Consider the following 14,891-nt stretch of genomic DNA (forward strand, 5'->3'; position numbering starts at 1 on the left):
GGGGCCTCTCACTTGGGCATCGAACTGAAGACGATGTAGGGCGGGTTCAAGTCTGGTTTGTACAGGAGGCGTATCGCAATTCCGTTGGTGTCGCGTACCTCCGAGAGCTTGCCGTCGTCGCCCACGGACGAGCCCCTACCGGTGACCGCATCGCCGACGAGGGGCCCCTGGACGGGGACGGACTTCGTCTCGATCTCCTTCGTCGCGCTCGGTGGGTTCCCGTTCAGCCACTCATCGATCTCAGCGGTATTGTCACGGAGGCAGTACTGCGTGTACCGCTGAGCGGACTCGATGTCGGCATAGGTGGATGCGCCGGGAATGCCGTACTTGCCGCTCTGCTTCTGCTCATCCCGAAGCCGCTGCAACAACTGCTCATCGGTCTTCCCCACGTGCTTGTCGAGAGCGTGCGCTCCGCCCAGCCCCTCCGCCGCCGCGAGGTCCATCGAGTACGTGTACGGGAACCGGCTCTCCGGCAGCTGCCAGCTGTGTTCCTTCTTGAACTCGTTCAGGGAGCGCGCCCCGAACCCCTGCGCCCGAGCCCGTTCCGCCTGGAACGTGGGCACGCTCAGGAGCGCCTCGTCGAGTTCGAACTCGAGCATGGCCAGCTTGCCCGCGGCGTCACCGAATGCCTCGTGATAGGCCCCCACCGCCGCGTCCATGCCCGCCTTGTCCATGTGGGACCGGAAGGTCAGGACGACCTCCGCGACCACGAGCCCGACCGCGAGCTTGGTGGCCTCGAAGGGATCGAGGCCCGTGGTCAGGTCCTTCACCGTCTTCTCCGCGGCCTCCTTGCCGAGGCGCATGGTGGTCTCCGTGGTCTTCTGCCCGACGTCGGCGAGGTCGTCGAACAGCTTCTGTATGGTGTTCGCGCTCTTGTCGAGGACTTCGATGATGGGGCGCCTGGTGGAGGGGGCCACCTTCCCCTGGGTCTTCCAGTTCCGGGTGCCCTTCTTGGCCGTCACCTCGGCCCGCTGGTCACGGGCCTTGCCCCAGGCCGTGGTCCCCCAGATCGTCTGGCAGAAGGCGTTCATCGCGGCCTGCCATTCACCGTTGCCCGTGGGGTCGGTGATGTAGGAGATCGCGTCCGTGAAGTCGTCCGCCGCCTTCTTCGCGCCCTTGGAGACTTCGCGCCAGGCCCCGGCGATGTCGCGGAACTCCTCTTCCTCGACACCAGGCGTGATCTCGTGGACGCGGCCGAGTCTCAGCCCTTCGTCGACCGCGGGTTTCATGATGAACATGAGGAAGTCAGGGACTTCTCCGAGAATCCCGGAGATCGCCCACGAGTCGTGGTACTCGCCCTCCCCCCGCCAGGTCAGGTCGTTCGGCGGACCGTACTTGGGCGCGGAGGTGATGACCGCCGGCGGCTGCTTCTCCTCCGGTGGCTCGCCCTTGCCCTTGCCGGCCGCCCAGTCCGCCTGCGTGTAGTTGTTCGCGGTCTGGGTGAGGCCCACCGCCACACCGCCCACCGACACCACGCTCTTCGCCCAGAGTTCCAGGAACTTCCCGGCGACGATGCCGTACCGATCCGCGAAGGAGTCCGCGCCCCAGCCCGTTCCCGCGGACTGGCTGTACTTGTCCAGGGTCTCCATCAGCGTTTTCGCCTGCTTGTCGTAGTCGAACTGACCGTCCCGCACGACGAGCGAGGTGAAGTAGAGGTGTTGAGGCTGCACATCGAAGCGGCCCACGCCCCGGTTGGGCGGCGCGGTCCTGGCCTGGTCCCGTTCCCGCTGCCGCTGCTTGTCGGAAGGCAGGTCCGCCATCAGGCCGCGCCCCAGCCCCGTAGTACCGCCCTGTGCGCGGCCGCGTAGTTGATCTCTCCATTGACTACGACGTCGTGCAGCCACGCCTGGGCCGCCTGGAGATCCGCCGCGGACCGGTCCCACTCGTCCAACTTGTCGATGAACGTCTCGCGGGCTTCGCCCTCCCAGGTCAGGACGACCTTCTCCGCTCGCCGGTAGAGCAGGTCCAACTGCTCGTTGAGACCTTTGAGAATGTCCTCCAGATCCCCGGAGAGGCCCTGCAGCGTCGCGAAATCGACGGTGATGTGGTCGTCGTCCGTCATGCTTCTCCGTTCCGAAGCTGAAGTCGTCGGTCGGCGTACGAGCTGTCAGAAGTCGGAGAGGCTGCTGCGCGGTGTGGCGGGTACCTCGGTGTTCGGCGTGGACAGCGCGTCCGCTTCGCGCCCCACGTCGGTGGCGACCTGGATCTTCCGTAGCTCCGCCATGACGTCCAGGTCGCGCTGCGAAAACCCGTCCCGGCTCAACCGCACGGCCTGTTCGACGGCCTGGATGACCATGCGGATGCGTACGGCGTCCTCGGCCGCGCCCCGGTGCAGGTCGCGGTAGGCGCGGGCGGCCGGCCCCTGCCATCCCGCCTCGATCCGGTCGACGATCGCGTCCATGCGTCGGACCTGCTTGTCCAGGTGCTCCTGCATACCGTCGAGGTCATCGGCCAGGTCCGTCAACCGGTCGGCATGCACCCGAAGTCGTGGCTGTTCGCCTGCGCCGCCCATCGCTTCCCCCGTTTGTGATCAGAAGTGCCGCTGCCTCGCGGCCCACTTGACACATCCCAAGGCACCTTAACAACTTCGTCTCGCCGCAGGACGGCAATAAGTCGCCCGTGCGCAAGGGCAGTTCGCGTCCTTACCCGCTGGCGGATGCGTTGCCGTGCCCAGAGCCCCGAGACCGTGGGGACGGTCGCGGGGCGTTCGTCGCGGCCGGAGGCTCAGGAACCCGCCACGTTTGTGGGCACGGTCCAGCCGGTGGCTCGGATCCACCCGGCCAGGTCCAGGGTGGCCGGCTCGATCGAGCGCACCGCCGCGGGGTCCGAAGGGTGTTCCGCCGCCTTCGCGAACTCGCGGAACATCACCTTGTCGAGGTCGGTGGGAAGCACGCTCAGCGGGACCGCCTCGTACCGTGCCGGGAGCCCGGCGTGCGCGCCGAACGCCGCCGCGATCTGGGGGCCCGTCAGCTCGTCGCCGACGAGCTCGACGGCTCCGCCGGGCGCCTCCGCGGTGTCGAGCAGGAGTGCGGCGGCGACCCGGCCGATGTCCCTGACCGAGATCATCTTCAGGGCGACGTCCTCCGGCAGCGGCAGCCTCAGCACGATCTCCCCATGCTCCAGGCTCGGTGCCATCACGCTCGCGAAGTTCTCCATGAAGGCGGTCGCGCGAACCATCGAGGCCCTGAGGCCGGACTTCCTCAGGTGCTCCTCGATCGAGTGCTTCGAGTCGTGGTGCGGCACACCCGACTCACGGTCCGCTCCGAAGACCGAGTTGAACACGACGTGCGGAACGCCCGCCTCGACCGCCGCGTCGACGAGCGCGGTACCGATGCGGATCTCCGCCTCGACCTCTTCGAGGCTGTTCGCCTCCGGGGTCATGAAGTAGAACCCCTCGACCGTCGCCAGCGCGGCGATCAGCGACGCCGGGTCGTCGGCCCGGACGGCCGCCAGCTCGACGCCGCGGGCGGCCAGTGCCTGAGCCCGGTCGGACTGCGGGTCGCGGACCAAGGCCCGCACCCGCGCCTTGTGGTCCAGAAGCGCGTCGACCACCGCCCCGCCCTGTTGGCCCGTCGCACCGAAGACTGCGATCGTGCCGGTCGTCTGTGTGCTCATCGCTGCCACCCTTCACTAGTTCATGGCATGAACGAAATTAGTTCACGGCATGAACATCGTCAAGGTGCGGGTGTAGCGGGTGTAGCGGGTGTAGCGGGCTCTTACGGCGTGATGGATTGGTTCGATGCGGGCGAAGAGAGGTCCGAGGTGTCCACGATGGCGGTGGCCACGCGCTCGAAGTCGCGCTGATCGTCGGCGTCGAGGTTCTTCGCGATCTCGGGCAGGCGCTTGGCGACCTCGGCGTAAACGGCCTCGGCGAGCACCTTCCCCGCGGGCGTCACACTGAGCATGACGACCCGCCGGTCCTGCGCCGAGCCTGCCCGGCCGACCAGCTCGCGCCGCGCGGTGCGATCGACCAGCTGGCTCAGGGCGTTCTTGGTCATACCCAACGACGCGGCGAGGTCAGCCATCCGCCGCGGCTCGTTCCTGACGGCGCAGAGCAGCGTGGCCTGCGAGGGGGTCAGGTCGAACCCGGCGCAGACCTGCGCGTACTTGCGTTGGATCACGACCGAGAGCCAGAAGAGCTTGTCGCCATAGTCCACGCCGACCTCCCCGGTCCGATGATGAGCGATCAGCCTACTCGTCGCATACCGGCAGGCCACACCACTGACCGGGAGGCCCTCGGGTAGCGCCTCTACCGGCGCGCGACGGGTCACGCGCCGGTGCGTTCAGCGGTCGGCCGACGTTTGACCCCAAACAGCTGCGGATCCTTGAGCTGCGGTATGGGACGATCCGGGCGCAGGCTCTCACTCCTCGGGAGTCGCTGGCCTTCATCGAGCAGTTCTGGGAGAGACATGATCTGCAAGGCTTCTACCGAGGACGTTTCTGAACTGGCCTGGTTCAAGAGCAGCTACAGCGACGGCCCCGATGGCGACTCCTGCGTGGAGATCGCGATAGCCCCCGGCCTTATCCACGTCCGCGACTCCAAGAACGTGACAGGACCCCGGCTCGCCCTCGTGCCGGACGCCTGGACGAGCTTCGTGACCTACGCGTCGGACCACTGACGCGACAACCGCGCGTGCCCCGCCCCCGGTCGTCGCCGGGGACGGGGCACGGGTTGGGCCGGCTAGCCCAGGAGGCCGCCGACCAGGCGGCCGCCCGGCTCTCCGGTGGAGGAGGAACCGCCGCCGTCGTCGTTGCCGGTGCTGCCGGTCGAGCCTCCGGTGCCGCCCGTCGAGGCGCCGCCGGACGTCGGGCCCGCCGTGGTGCTCGGTGCCCGGTCGGCCGGGGTGGACTGCCGGGGCGGGGCCTGGCCGGTGGTGCCCTGGGTCTGGCTGGGCATGCCGCCGCCGGTGGTGGCCGTGCCGCTGTCGCGGGTGGCTCCCGGAGTGGTCGCCGCGTCCTTGGAGGGGGTGGAGCCCGCCTCGCCGGTGGCGCCCCGGGTGGGTGAGGCGGAGGCCTCCGGGGTCTTCGGCTTGCGGGTGCCGGGCTCCTGCGGGAGCGGGGAGCCGGGCAGTTCGTTGCGCGGGGCCTCGCCGGGCCCGGGGACGACCACGCGGTCGGCGTCCCGGACGGCGCCGCCCAGGACGGAGCCGGCGAGGAGGGTCACTCCGGCGACGAGGAACGTGATGAGGGCGCCGCGGCGCAGGACGTAGCGGCGCAGGTCCCAGATGTCGGAGCGGGGGCCGAGCCGGCGCCAGGCGCTGCCCGCGAGCCTGCCGTCCACGGAGTAGACGGGCGCCCCGGCGATGATCAGCGGCGACCAGGCGGCGAGGTAGATGATGTCGGGCGCGTCGTAGACGGGGACGCTCTTCCAGCTGACGGTGACGAGGAGCGCGGCGGACAGCGTCGCGCCGACGACGGCGGCGACGCGCTGCCAGCAGCCGAGGACGGTGAGGACGCCCACCAGCACCTGGAGGAAGGCGATGACCAGCCCGGCGCCCACCGGGTGGGCGAGGGCGAACTGGCGCAGCGGCTCGGCGACGTCCCAGGGGTGCAGGGTGTTGAGCCACTTGACCATGGAGCCGCGCTCGCCGCCGTCGAAGTAGACGGGGTCGCAGAGCTTGCCCATGCCGGCGTAGATGGAGATGAAGCCGAGGAAGACGCGCAGGGGGAGCAGGACGACGCCGAGGTTCATGCGGCGGCCGGGGAAGTAGGCGTGCCGCGCGGGGTCGTCGGAGCGGCGCCTGCTGCGGGGCTCACCCCGTTCGGGGTCGTCGCCGTAGCCGTCGGTGCCGTCGTAGCCGGTCTCGAAGTCCTCCGCGCCGTAGCCGGGTTCGCCGTAACCGGGTTCGCCGTGGCCCGGTCCGCCGTAGGCGGGCTCGTCGTAGGCGCTGCCGACCGTGCGCATGGCGGGCAGCAGCCGGGTGCCGTCGGGGAGGGGGCCGCGCTGGGCGCCGACGAGGGGGGTCTCCAGCGTCTGGGTGGCGGGGCCGCCGTCGTCGTAGCCGAGGGGGCCGCCGTCGACGCCGACCCGCGGGATGACCTGGGTGGCTCCGGCGTCGGCGGTGAGGTCGACGGCCGGGTCGTCGGTGTGGTGACCGGCTCCGGCGCGCACCGCCTGGAGCAGTCGGTGCGCTCCGGTGTCGTCCGGGTCGGACCGCCCGCTCCACACGACGGCGCGGCGGCGGCCCGCGGCGGGCACGCGGGCGGTGTTCTGGGTGGCGCTCAGGTGCCGCGCGATCCGCGGGGACTGGGTCCGCCGCGCGGAGGCACCGAACTGCACGCGGAAACTCGCGTGGTTGACGATGACCTGGGCCGGATCGCTCGGCACCTTCACCATGCTCAGCGCGGGAGCGTCGTCGTATCCCGACGAGCGGTCCCCCGTGGGTGTGCGGGGTGTTCTGGTGTCCACACTCATCTAACCGAGTGACGTGTCGTTAGGACACTGCCTTGACCGACCCGATCTGTCCGGACCGCGTCAAGCATGTCGGGACAGCCTCGAACACCCCGTTTGAGCTATGCGGCGAACGTCCGTTCAGGAGCGTCGGCGCGACGCCTCGTACAGCACGATCCCCGCCGCGACACCGGCGTTCAGCGACTCGGCGCCGCCGGGCATCGGGATGCGGACCCGGACGTCGCACGTCTCGCCGACCAGTCGCGACAGGCCCTTGCCCTCGCTGCCGACGACGATGACCACGGGGCCGCCCAGGGCCTCCACGTCACCCAGCTCGGCCTCGCCGTCGGCGGCGAGGCCGACGACCGTGATCCCGGCCTTCTGGTACGTCTCCAGCGCCCGCGTGAGGTTGGTGGCGCGGGCCACCGGCGTACGGGCGGCCGTGCCGGCGGACGTCTTCCAGGCGCCCGCCGTCATGCCGGCCGCGCGCCGCTCGGGCACGACGACGCCGTGGCCGCCGAAGGCGGAGACGGAGCGGACGACGGCGCCGAGGTTGCGCGGGTCGGTCACGCCGTCGAGGGCGACGATCAGCGGGTCGGCGCCCTCGTCGTGGGCGGCGGCGACCAGGTCCTCGGGGTGCGCGTACTCGTACGGCGGCACCTGGAGGACGAGACCCTGGTGGTTCAGCCCGTTGGTCATCCGGTCCAGCTCGGGACGCGGCGCCTCCATCAGGTTGATCCCGCCGCGCTCGGCGGCGAGCTGGAGGGCCTCGCGCACCCGCTCGTCGTTGTCGATGAACTGCTGGACGTAGAGCGTGGAGGCGGGCACGCCCTCGCGCAGTGCCTCGTAGACCGGGTTGCGGCCGACGACCAGTTCGGACGTCGACCGGCCGCCGCCGCGCCGCTGCTGCGGACGGCCGCCCGTGGTGCGGCGGGCCTTCGCGTTGGCGGCGCGCTGCTTGGCGTGCCCCTTGCGCATCTCGGCGGGGGGCGTCGGCCCCTTGCCTTCCAGGCCCCGGCGTCGCTTGCCGCCGCTGCCGACCTGCGCGCCCTTCTTGCCGGACATGCGGCGGTTGTTCGCGGCCATGAGTTACCTGTCTCCGCTCTCTACGGGAGTGTGCGTCGTACGTGCGTCTTATGCAGTGTGCCGCCCGGAGGGCCGGGCGGCACAATCGATCTACGGGCTCGGATCTCGCCGCCCCGCCGGATCAGCGGGAGCCGAGGCTCCAGCGGGGCCCCTGCGGGCCGTCCTCGATGACCAGTCCGGACTGCCCGAGCCGGTCGCGGATGGCGTCGGCCGTGGCCCAGTCCTTCCGCGCCCGCGCGGACTCGCGCTGGTCGAGCACGAGCCGTACGAGGTCGTCGACGACGTGCCGCAGGTCCTCGCCCTGCTCCTGCTCCCCGGCCCACCGCGCGTCCAGCGGGTCCAGGCCCAGCACGCCGAGCATGGCGCGCACCTCGGCGAGCCGCGCCACGGCGGCGTCCTTGTCGTCGGCGGCCAGCGCGCTGTTGCCCTGCCGGACGGTGGTGTGCACGATCGCGAGCGCCTGCGGGACGCCCAGGTCGTCGTCCATCGCCTCGGCGAAGGCGGGCGGTACCTCGGCGGCCGGCTCGACGGTCCGGCCGGCCAGCTCGGTGACGCGCTGCACGAAGCCCTCGATCCGCGCGTACGCCGACTCGGCCTCGCGCAGCGACTCCTCGCTGTACTCGATGGTGGAGCGGTAGTGCGGGGTGCCGAGGTAGTACCGCAGCACGACCGGGCGCCACTGCTTGACCATCTCGCTCACGAGCACGCTGTTGCCGAGCGACTTCGACATCTTCTCGCCGCTCATGGTGACCCAGGCGTTGTGCACCCAGTACCGGGCGAAGGCGTCGCCGAAGCCCTTGGCCTGGGCGATCTCGTTCTCGTGGTGCGGGAAGATCAGGTCGATCCCGCCCCCGTGGATGTCGAACTCGCTGCCCAGGTACTTGTGCGCCATCGCGGAGCACTCCAGGTGCCAGCCGGGCCGTCCCCGCCCCCACGGCGTCTCCCAGCTCGGCTCCCCGGGCTTGGCCGCCTTCCACATGGCGAAGTCCCGCGGGTCCCGCTTGCCGGTCTCGCCTTCTCCGGCGGGCTGGCGCAGCTCGTCGAGGTCCTGGTTGGACAGGGAGAGGTACCCGGGCAGGGACCGTACGTCGAAGTAGACGTTGCCCTCGGCCTCGTAGGCGTGCCCGCGCTCGATGAGGCCGCGCATCATCTCGACCATCTCGGTGATGTGGCCGGTGGCGCGCGGCTCGTAGGTGGGCGGCAGGCAGCCGAGGGCGTCGTAGGCGTCGTTGAACGCCCGTTCGTTCTCGTAGCCGATGGACCACCAGGGGCGGTTCTGCTGCTCCGCCTTCCTGATGATCTTGTCGTCGATGTCGGTGACGTTGCGGATGAAGGTGACGTCGTAGCCGCGGTACGCGAACCAGCGGCGCATGATGTCGAAGTTCAGTCCGGACCGGATGTGCCCGATGTGCGGGGCGGCCTGCACGGTGGCGCCACACAGGTAGATCGAGACGCAGCCCGGCGTGAGGGGGGCGAAGTCACGGATCTGCCGGGCGCTGGTGTCGTACAGCCGAATAGTCACGAGTCCAGGGTAGTAGGCCCCGGGCAGTGCCCAGGGCACACGGCCCGCGTTGTTGCGGGACCGCGACCGTGGCGGGCGACGCGGAACGCCCCCGCCCTCCTGCCGCGCTTCTACCGCACTCCTACCGGCCGCCGTCCTGGGCGACCCGCACGACCAGCGCCGTGGCCACCGCCATCAGTCCCTCGCCCCGCCCCGGGAAGCCCAGCCCGTCCGTCGTCGCGCCCGACACGGACACCGGCGCCCCCACAGCGGCGGAGAGAACCTGCTGCGCCTCGTCCCGCCGCTTGCCGACCTTGGGCCGGTCCCCCACCACCTGCACCGCGACGTTCCCGATCCGGAACCCGGCCGCCCGCACGATCCGGGCCGCCTCCGTCAGCAGCGTCACACCGGACGCGCCGGACCACTCGGGCCGTCCGGTACCGAAGTGCTGCCCCAGGTCGCCGAGCCCGGCCGCGGAGAACAGCGCGTTGCACGCCGCGTGCGCGACGACGTCCGCGTCGGAGTGCCCGGCGAGCCCGGTCCCCTGGCCCTCCCACTTCAGGCCGGCGCACCACAGTTCACGCCCGTCCTCGAAGGCGTGGATGTCCGTACCGATCCCGACCTGCGGCAGCGGCGGCTGCCCGTTCGTCTCAGAATCCATCGTTGAGCCTCCTGCGCGCCAGTACCGCCTCCGCGAGCACCAGATCGAGCGGGCGCGTCACCTTGAACGCCTCCTCGTGCCCCGGCACCACCACCACCGCGAGCCCGAGCTGCTCGACCATGCTCGCGTCGTCGGTGACGTCGCCGGTCACCGTCCCGTGGGCCCGCACCAGCGTCCCGCGGTCGAAGCCCTGCGGCGTCTGCACCGCACGCAGCCGCGCCCGCTCGGGCGTGGCCACCACCCGCTCCGGCCCCCCCGGCGCCGTCGCGGGCTCGACCTGCTTGACCGTGTCGGCGAGCGGCACCGCGGGCACGACGGCGGGCGCCCCCTCCCGTACGGCGTCGATCACGGCGTCCACGGTGTCCACCGGCACCAGGGGCCGGGCGGCGTCGTGCACGAGGACGATGTCGTACTCGGGCGGCAGCGCGTCCAGTCCCAGCCGTACGGACTCCTGCCGGGTCTCGCCGCCGGGCACCACGAGGAAGTCCGTGCGCTCGGGCAGCACGTGCGCGTCGAGGAGGCTCCTGACCTCGGCCGCACCGTCGGGCGGAGCGACGACCAGGACGAGGGAGACCCCGCGGGAGGCGGCCATCGCCCGCACCGCGTGGATGAGCATGGGCGTGCCGCCCAGCGCGCGCAGCGCCTTGGGTGCGCCGGGGCCGAGTCGCACGCCGCGCCCGGCGGCCGGGATCACGGCGGCGGTCCTGCCGTGCGTACGGTGCTCGGCGGACGTGTCGGCGGACGTCCCACCGGGCGTCTCGGCGGGCGAGGGACGCGATTCGTCAGACATCGGTTCCTGTCAGGTTTGTGTGCTCGACCTAGTTGGGTATGGCCTCACCGTGCCGGGCGCGACGCCTTGACCGGACCCTTCCGTGACCCTGGTCGAGCCAGCAGCCCGGGCCCGGCACGCCAGGACCCGGGAAAAGCCTCCCGGGATGAGCGTACGAGGATCAACGGCGTGCGGAGTGCCGGACGCGGTGCACCGAGTTTTGGGTACGAACATGCCGCAGCGCCCGGCGACAGCAGAGTTGTCATCGGGCACCGCGGCATTTCAGTGCGCTGAACCGAGCGGGTGACGGTCGGCGCCTCGCCTCAGGTCAGGAGGCGAGCACCTCGTCGAGCAGGGCCTCCGCCTTGTCCTCGTTGGTGTTCTCCGCGAGAGCCAGCTCGCTCACCAGGATCTGGCGGGCCTTGGCGAGCATGCGCTTCTCACCTGCGGAGAGTCCGCGCTCGCGCTCCCGGCGCCACAGGTCGCGCACGACTTCCGCGACCTTGATGACGTCGCCGGAGGCGAGCTTCTCCAGGTTTGCCTTGTAACGACGCGACCAGTTCGTGGGCTCCTCGGCGTACGGCGCGCGCAGCACCTCGAAGACCCGGTCCAGTCCGTCCTGACCGACCACATCACGCACGCCGACGAACTCCGCATTGTCCGCTGGCACACGTACCGTCAGGTCGCCCTGGGCGACCTTCAGCACCAAGTAGGTCTTGTCCACGCCTTTGATCTGGCGAGTTTCGATAGCCTCGATCAGCGCGGCCCCGTGATGGGGATAGACCACGGTGTCGCCAACCTTGAACGTCATGTGACAGGTACCCCTTCCGTGGCTATCCAGGGTAACACGGAAACGGCGTCTTCTGAATGGCGTTTTCGCAGGTCAGGGCATATCTCGGGGCTTGACAACAGCAACAGGAACGTGCTGCGACGGGCGAGCGGAAGAAAGTATTCGCAGGTCGGAGCGGCTCTTCAGGGCGGGCGAAACACGCACGTCACACACATCCGGAGCGCCCCCCACCTGCCCGAAGATCCCGATATGTCCGGTTCCATGCGTGCGACTTACGCTACTCCGTTCGGTGGCCGTGGCGGGGTTCCGGACGATTCCGGAATTGATCACCGGGCGTCTCGACCGGCCCGCCGGTGATCAATTCCCCGGCCGTCCGCGCATTCCTTCACGGAAATTTCGCGCACCGATCCACGACCCGTATGGCGGCGTCCTTCTACGGCGGACTTCATACGTGATTGCGGACGACTGCGAGCCGCAAAACGACTCCGGGAAGGCCCCCCGCCCCGCCCCGCCCCGGCGCCCGCCCTACCGCCTGGCGGGCGAAGCCGGGCGTCTTCGGGGAGGGTCGGGTGCGGCGGCCCGGGAACGGCTCGGTAGCCTGAGGCCGCTGACAGCCACTTAGGGCGGCTTTATCCGTTGCCGCCACTCGCTCGAGTCCAAGGAGTTGCCGCCGCCGTGAGCCGGAGCCTTCGACGCGGTGCCCTCGCCGCCGCCGCCATCGCGTTCTCGATCGCCTCGCTCGCCGCGTGCGGCGCCGGTCACAACGCCCAGACGCTGGAGATCAAGCCGGACAACGCCGCGACGAGCGTCGGCGACATCAAGGTCCAGAACGCGGTCGTCATCACGCAGCCCGACCTGGAGTCGACCGGCCCGGCCGTGGTCTCCGCCACCCTGTTCAACGGCGGCCGCACGGACCAGACCCTCGAGTCCGTCACCATCCCCGGCACCGGCAAGACCGCCGAGCTGAAGCCCGCCAAGGGCGAGAAGGGCGACCTGACCGTCCCGGCCGGGGGCTCCCTGGTCCTCGGCGGCGAGGGCAACGCCGCCGCCGTCCTGCCCAGCAGCCGCGAGGCGGTCCAGGACGGCAACGCGCAGAAGGTCACCTTCACCTTCAGCGAGACCGGCGAGGTGAGCCTGCGCGCCTTCGTCGTCCCCGCCGAGAGCTACTTCGCCGAGTGGGGACCGAGCGACGTCCCGTCGACCCCGGGCGCGTCGGCGGAGCCCTCCGGTGACGCCTCCGGAGAGCCCTCCGGGGTGGCTTCCGGCGAGCCGGCCGACGGCGGCGAGGCCTCCGGCACCGCGGAGGGCGGCGAGACCGCCCCCGGGACCGATGCCGGGACCCCGACCGACGGCACCTCCGAGGAGACGGGCACCGGCACCGAAGCGGGCACCGAAGCCGGTAACTGAGCACCGTAGGGACGTACGCGGGTACGCACATACGCACGAAGGGCGGGACCTCTCGGAGAGGTCCCGCCCTTCGTGCGTGTCCGGCGGCTCACCGGGGGGCCGGTGGGCCGTGGGCCGGTCTACGGCTCGAACTTGTAACCGAGCCCCCGCACCGTCACCAGGTACCTCGGGGCGCCCGGGTCGGGCTCGATCTTGGCGCGCAGCCGCTTGACGTGGACGTCGAGGGTCTTGGTGTCACCGACGTAGTCGGCGCCCCACACCCGGTCGATCAGCTGCATGCGGGTCAGCACGCGGCCGGCGTTGCGCAGCAGCATCTCCAGCAGGTCGAACTCCTTCAGCGGCAGGTCGATCTTGGTGCCGCCCACCGTCACCACGTGCCGGTCGACGTCCATGCGGACGGGCCCGGCCTCCAGCGCGGCGGGGGCGACCTCCTCCGGCTCGCCGCGGCGGCGCAGTACGGCACGGATGCGGGCGACCAGCTCGCGGGAGGAGAAGGGCTTGGTGACGTAGTCGTCGGCCCCTATCTCCAGCCCGACGACCTTGTCGATCTCGCTGTCCTTGGCGGTCACCATGATCACGGGGACGTTGGAGCGGCCGCGCAGCTGGCGGCAGACCTCGGTGCCCGGCAGGCCGGGCAGCATCAGGTCGAGGAGCACGAGGTCGGCGCCGTTGCGCTCGAACTCGTCGAGTCCGTCGGGGCCGGTGGTCGCGATGGCGACCTCGAAGCCCTCCTTGCGGAGCATGTACGACAGGGCGTCGGAGAAGGACTCCTCGTCCTCGACGACGAGCACACGGGTCACGGAAGGACCTCCGGGGCGGGAAGCGATTCGTAAGGGGATGTATGGGGGGATGGGGACCGCTCGGCCTCGTCGTCGAGTCCGGCGCGGTCGGCACGCCGCTGTGCGCGGTCGCGGGCCCGGCCCGCCTCCGGCAGTCGCAGGGTGAACGTGGAGCCCTGGCCTTCGGCGCTCCACACCGTGACCTCCCCGCCGTGCGAGGCGACCACGTGCTTGACGATCGCGAGACCCAGACCGGTTCCGCCGGTGGCCCGCGAGCGGGCCGGGTCGACGCGGTAGAAGCGCTCGAAGACGCGCTCCTTGTCCTTCTCCGAGATGCCGATGCCCTGGTCGGTCACGGCGATCTCGATCAGGTCGCCGCCGGTGGCGGCGACGTGGCGGGCGGCTATGCCGACGCGGGTGCGGGCCGGCGAGTAGTTGACGGCGTTCTCGACGAGGTTGCCGAGGGCCGCGGCGAGCTGGCCGCGGTTGCCGCGGACGTGCAGATCCGCCGTTCCTCCGGCGGCCATGGTGATCTGCTTGGTGCCGGCCGCGTGCCGGCAGCGGTCGATGGCCTCGGCGACCAGCTCGTCCACCCGGACGGGCTCGGCGTCGTCGAGGGGGTCGTCGTTCTGGACCCGGGAGAGGTCGATGAGTTCCTGTACGAGGTTGGTGAGCCGGGTCGCCTCGATCTGCATCCGCCCGGCGAACCGCTCCACGGCCTCCGGGTCGTCGGCCGCGTCCATGACGGCCTCGGAGAGCAGCGAGAGCGCTCCGACCGGCGTCTTCAGCTCGTGGCTGACGTTGGCGACGAAGTCGCGGCGTACCGCCTCGATGCGGCGGGCCTCGGTGAGGTCCTCGACCAGCAGCAGCACCAGCCGCGACCCGAGGGGCGCGACGCGTGCGGAGACGGCGAGCGCCTCTCCGCGGCCCGTCCCCCGCCTGGGCAGGTCCAGCTCGACCTGCCTTATCTCCCCGTCCCGGCGCGTGTCCCGGGCCATCTGCAGCATGGGCTCGACGGCGAGCTTGCCGCCCCGGACCAGGCCGAGGGCGTACGCCGCCGAGCTGGCCTTGACCACCGCGTCCGCCTCGTCGAGGACGACGGCGGAGGAGCGCAGTACGGAGAGGACGGTGTCGACCCCGGGCGGCAGTACGGGGTCCGTGTGGAGCGAGGTGCGCGTGGGGCGCTTCTGCTCGCGCTCGCTCCAGCGGAACGCCAGCACGGCGATGACGCCGGTGAGTACTCCGGCGATCGCTGCCACTGCGGCGACCGCCGCGTTCACGTCCATGTCTCCAGGTTAGGCACGGCGAACAGCCCTGCCCCAGCCATCGGGGTGCGACCTCGAACACTCGTCGCCCAGAGTTCACCTTGGAGCCAGGGACGGTTCATTTGGGGTGCCGGAAACGGACGCGTACAGGACGGAACGTGTAAGCGTGGGGCACGGCGAGGGGCCGCGGGCCGGTCCGGGGCCGCTGCGGCGCCGGTACGAGCCGGTCCTCCGGGCCCCCG

Annotated in this window: 15 protein-coding genes and 1 pseudogene; 3 read left to right on the forward strand and 13 right to left on the reverse strand. The window is 70.9% G+C overall.

The genetic code is table 11. The annotated features are described in order from the left end of the window. Positions 1-8: 8 nt before the first annotated feature. The 5 genes from BJ961_RS34115 to BJ961_RS34135 all read right to left on the reverse strand — a co-directional run bounded on the left by BJ961_RS34115 (position 9) and on the right by BJ961_RS34135 (position 4,157). A complete protein-coding gene (locus BJ961_RS34115; RefSeq protein WP_271416624.1) occupies positions 9-1,760 on the reverse strand; it encodes an RNase A-like domain-containing protein in 1,752 nt (583 codons plus the stop codon). Beyond that, positions 1,760-2,062: a WXG100 family type VII secretion target gene (locus BJ961_RS34120; RefSeq protein ID WP_271416625.1), complete on the reverse strand. Its 303-nt coding sequence runs from the start codon at positions 2,060-2,062 to the stop codon at positions 1,760-1,762. Before BJ961_RS34120 ends, BJ961_RS34115 begins: the two co-directional genes overlap by 1 nt. Before the next feature lie 45 nt (positions 2,063-2,107). Continuing rightward, entirely contained in the window at positions 2,108-2,512 is a 405-nt protein-coding gene (locus BJ961_RS34125) for a WXG100 family type VII secretion target (protein ID WP_271416626.1), read from the reverse strand. A 212-nt stretch (positions 2,513-2,724) separates the two neighbouring features. After that, on the reverse strand, positions 2,725-3,615 hold the full coding sequence (locus BJ961_RS34130) for an NmrA/HSCARG family protein (protein ID WP_271416627.1): 891 nt from the start codon (positions 3,613-3,615) through the stop codon (positions 2,725-2,727). Positions 3,616-3,716: 101 nt separating this feature from the next. Continuing rightward, complete coding sequence (locus BJ961_RS34135) at positions 3,717-4,157, reverse strand: MarR family winged helix-turn-helix transcriptional regulator (protein ID WP_271416628.1); 441 nt, start codon at positions 4,155-4,157, stop codon at positions 3,717-3,719. A gap of 107 nt (positions 4,158-4,264) precedes the next feature. Between BJ961_RS34135 and BJ961_RS34140 the strand changes: the two are divergent. Both BJ961_RS34140 and BJ961_RS34145 read left to right on the forward strand, forming a co-directional pair. Further along, positions 4,265-4,413, forward strand: a pseudogene (locus BJ961_RS34140) (transcriptional regulator); the annotation flags it as partial. Then, complete coding sequence (locus tag BJ961_RS34145; protein WP_271416629.1) at positions 4,410-4,619, forward strand: DUF397 domain-containing protein; 210 nt, start codon at positions 4,410-4,412, stop codon at positions 4,617-4,619. The pseudogene BJ961_RS34140 and the gene BJ961_RS34145, both read left to right, overlap by 4 nt. Before the next feature lie 62 nt (positions 4,620-4,681). On the opposite strand, the gene BJ961_RS34150 is transcribed toward BJ961_RS34145, so the two are convergent. The 6 genes from BJ961_RS34150 to BJ961_RS34175 form a co-directional block, all read right to left on the reverse strand. Continuing rightward, on the reverse strand, positions 4,682-6,415 hold the full coding sequence (locus BJ961_RS34150) for a DoxX family membrane protein (RefSeq protein ID WP_271416630.1): 1,734 nt from the start codon (positions 6,413-6,415) through the stop codon (positions 4,682-4,684). Positions 6,416-6,532: 117 nt separating this feature from the next. Further along, entirely contained in the window at positions 6,533-7,477 is a 945-nt protein-coding gene (gene rlmB / locus BJ961_RS34155) for a 23S rRNA (guanosine(2251)-2'-O)-methyltransferase RlmB (protein WP_271416631.1), read from the reverse strand. 121 nt (positions 7,478-7,598) lie between these two features. Next, positions 7,599-8,999 carry a cysteine--tRNA ligase gene (gene cysS / locus BJ961_RS34160; protein ID WP_271416632.1) on the reverse strand — a complete coding sequence of 467 codons (1,401 nt, stop codon included), beginning with the start codon at positions 8,997-8,999 and terminating at the stop codon, positions 7,599-7,601. Positions 9,000-9,120: 121 nt separating this feature from the next. Next, on the reverse strand, positions 9,121-9,639 hold the full coding sequence (ispF, locus tag BJ961_RS34165) for a 2-C-methyl-D-erythritol 2,4-cyclodiphosphate synthase (protein ID WP_271416633.1): 519 nt from the start codon (positions 9,637-9,639) through the stop codon (positions 9,121-9,123). Then, positions 9,629-10,429, reverse strand: coding sequence for a 2-C-methyl-D-erythritol 4-phosphate cytidylyltransferase (gene ispD, locus BJ961_RS34170; RefSeq protein WP_271416634.1), 801 nt, complete (start codon positions 10,427-10,429; stop codon positions 9,629-9,631). Before ispD ends, ispF begins: the two co-directional genes overlap by 11 nt. 307 nt (positions 10,430-10,736) lie before the next feature. Beyond that, positions 10,737-11,219 carry a CarD family transcriptional regulator gene (locus BJ961_RS34175; RefSeq protein ID WP_003953493.1) on the reverse strand — a complete coding sequence of 161 codons (483 nt, stop codon included), beginning with the start codon at positions 11,217-11,219 and terminating at the stop codon, positions 10,737-10,739. A 654-nt stretch (positions 11,220-11,873) separates the two neighbouring features. On the opposite strand from BJ961_RS34175, the gene BJ961_RS34180 reads away from it, so the two are divergent. Continuing rightward, positions 11,874-12,605: a copper chaperone PCu(A)C gene (locus tag BJ961_RS34180; protein WP_271416635.1), complete on the forward strand. Its 732-nt coding sequence runs from the start codon at positions 11,874-11,876 to the stop codon at positions 12,603-12,605. A 119-nt stretch (positions 12,606-12,724) separates the two neighbouring features. Here the strand turns inward: BJ961_RS34180 and BJ961_RS34185 are convergent, their stop codons facing one another. After that, positions 12,725-13,405 (reverse strand): response regulator transcription factor, encoded by a 681-nt coding sequence (locus BJ961_RS34185; RefSeq protein ID WP_052842909.1) that lies wholly within the window; start codon positions 13,403-13,405, stop codon positions 12,725-12,727. After that, the gene (locus BJ961_RS34190; RefSeq protein WP_271416636.1) at positions 13,402-14,670 is read right to left on the reverse strand and encodes a sensor histidine kinase; all 1,269 of its coding nucleotides are present in this window, start codon (positions 14,668-14,670) and stop codon (positions 13,402-13,404) included. The genes BJ961_RS34185 and BJ961_RS34190 overlap by 4 nt, the downstream gene beginning before the upstream one ends. Positions 14,671-14,891: the final 221 nt, after the last annotated feature.

The sequence above is a fragment of the Streptomyces lienomycini genome (assembly GCF_027947595.1).
Taxonomy (GTDB): domain Bacteria; phylum Actinomycetota; class Actinomycetes; order Streptomycetales; family Streptomycetaceae; genus Streptomyces; species Streptomyces lienomycini.

What these genes read in the sequence shown, in the direction of transcription:
- BJ961_RS34115 (WP_271416624.1), bottom strand. Translation starts at nt 1,760, where the DNA reads ATGGCGGACCTGCCTTCCGACAAGCAGCGGCAGCGGGAACGGGACCAG.
- BJ961_RS34120 (WP_271416625.1), bottom strand. Translation starts at nt 2,062, where the DNA reads ATGACGGACGACGACCACATCACCGTCGATTTCGCGACGCTGCAGGGC.
- BJ961_RS34125 (WP_271416626.1), bottom strand. Translation starts at nt 2,512, where the DNA reads ATGGGCGGCGCAGGCGAACAGCCACGACTTCGGGTGCATGCCGACCGG.
- BJ961_RS34130 (WP_271416627.1), bottom strand. Translation starts at nt 3,615, where the DNA reads ATGAGCACACAGACGACCGGCACGATCGCAGTCTTCGGTGCGACGGGC.
- BJ961_RS34145 (WP_271416629.1), top strand. Translation starts at nt 4,410, where the DNA reads ATGATCTGCAAGGCTTCTACCGAGGACGTTTCTGAACTGGCCTGGTTC.
- BJ961_RS34150 (WP_271416630.1), bottom strand. Translation starts at nt 6,415, where the DNA reads ATGAGTGTGGACACCAGAACACCCCGCACACCCACGGGGGACCGCTCG.
- rlmB (WP_271416631.1), bottom strand. Translation starts at nt 7,477, where the DNA reads ATGGCCGCGAACAACCGCCGCATGTCCGGCAAGAAGGGCGCGCAGGTC.
- ispF (WP_271416633.1), bottom strand. Translation starts at nt 9,639, where the DNA reads ATGGATTCTGAGACGAACGGGCAGCCGCCGCTGCCGCAGGTCGGGATC.
- ispD (WP_271416634.1), bottom strand. Translation starts at nt 10,429, where the DNA reads ATGTCTGACGAATCGCGTCCCTCGCCCGCCGAGACGCCCGGTGGGACG.
- BJ961_RS34175 (WP_003953493.1), bottom strand. Translation starts at nt 11,219, where the DNA reads ATGACGTTCAAGGTTGGCGACACCGTGGTCTATCCCCATCACGGGGCC.
- BJ961_RS34190 (WP_271416636.1), bottom strand. Translation starts at nt 14,670, where the DNA reads ATGGACGTGAACGCGGCGGTCGCCGCAGTGGCAGCGATCGCCGGAGTA.